The sequence below is a fragment of the Modestobacter sp. KNN46-3 genome (genome assembly GCF_011039295.1).
On sequence record NZ_JAAKGN010000323.1, the window covers coordinates 1 to 1460 of the forward strand.

1 protein-coding gene and 1 pseudogene are annotated in these 1460 nt (G+C 72.7%); one reads left to right on the forward strand and one right to left on the reverse strand.

What is annotated here, in order from left to right; genetic code table 11:
- Nucleotides 1-1064 (reverse strand): phosphoglucomutase (locus tag G5C62_RS26990; RefSeq protein WP_164703410.1); only part of this gene is annotated, 1064 nt, incomplete at its 3' end.
- Nucleotides 1065-1140: 76 nt separating this feature from the next.
- Here G5C62_RS26990 and G5C62_RS27700 point away from each other — a divergent pair.
- A pseudogene (locus G5C62_RS27700) lies at nt 1141-1460 on the forward strand (hypothetical protein); the annotation flags it as partial.

Consider the following 1460-nt stretch of genomic DNA (forward strand, 5'->3'; position numbering starts at 1 on the left):
TCGATCAGGGACGACGACACGAGCGTCTTGCCCACCGCCGTCTCGGCGCCCCAGCCCTCGCGGTGGCTGAACAGGTAGGAGATCGCCACGGCCAGGAAGTGGTTGGGGTTCATCAGCCCGCCGTCGGGGGTGACGATGCCGTGCCGGTCGGCGTCGGCGTCGTTGCCGGTGGCGATCTGGAACTCGTCCTTCGCACCGATCAGCGAGGCCATGGCGTTCGGCGAGGAGCAGTCCATCCGGATCTTGCCGTCCCAGTCCAGCGTCATGAACCGCCACGTCGGGTCGACCAGCGGGTTGACCACGGTCAGGTCGAGGCGATGCCGTTCGGCGATCGCGCCCCAGTAGTCGACGCTCGCGCCGCCGAGCGGGTCGGCGCCGATCCGCACCCCGGCGGCCCGGACGGCGTCCAGGTCGAGCACGCTCGGCAGGTCGTCGACGTAGGTGCCCAGGAAGTCGTAGGACTGGGCCGCGGCGCGGGCCCGGGCGAACGGGACGCGGCGCACCCCGTCCAGGCCGGCGGCCAGCAGCTCGTTGGCCCGCTTGGCGATCCAGCCGGTGGCGTCGGTGTCGGCCGGGCCGCCCGAGGGCGGGTTGTACTTGAAGCCGCCGTCCCGGGGCGGGTTGTGCGAGGGGGTGACGACGATGCCGTCGGCCAGCCCGGTGGTCTTCCCCCGGTTGGCCCGCAGGATCGCGTGGCTGACCGCCGGGGTGGGCGTGTACCGGTCGGCGGCGTCGACGAGCACGGTGACGTCGTTGGCGACCAGCACCTCCAGGGCGCTCGCCCAGGCCGGCTCACTCAGCCCGTGGGTGTCCCGGCCGACGAACAGCGGGCCGTCGTACCCCTGCTGCGCGCGGTACTCGCAGATCGCCTGGGTGGTGGCCAGGATGTGCGGCTCGTTGAAGGCGCCGTCCAGCGAGGAGCCCCGGTGCCCGGAGGTGCCGAACGTGACCTGCTGGGCGACGTCGTCCGGATCCGGCTCGACCGTGTAGTACGCGGTGAGCAGGTGCGGGACGTCGACCAGGTCAGAGGGCTGGGCGGGCTGGCCGGCGCGGTCGGAGCTCATGCAGTGATCTTCGCGCCGGAGCACCGGTGACCGCGACCCGGGCAGCTCTGTCGGTGCCTCGCCGTAGCCTGATCGGGTGCTCGGGGACTGGCGGGAGATGGTCACCGACGCGGCGTTGGCCGACGCCGTCGGACCGGAGGTGCTCGACCGGGCCCGCCGCTACGTCGCCCGCAGCGTCCTCGACCTCCGACTGGCCGACGACGCACGCCGGCTCACCGGGCTGGTCCAGGGCGGCGCCGCCGAGCCCTACCGGACGACGGTCGTGCGCACCGACGGCGGGCTGATGAACCCCAACCACTTCCTGGCCGTGGCGATCTCCTACCTGTTCAGCCACCGCGAGGGCTGGGGCGCCGAGACGGCGGTGGGCAAGACGCTCGTGTCGTCGTCCCTGATCGA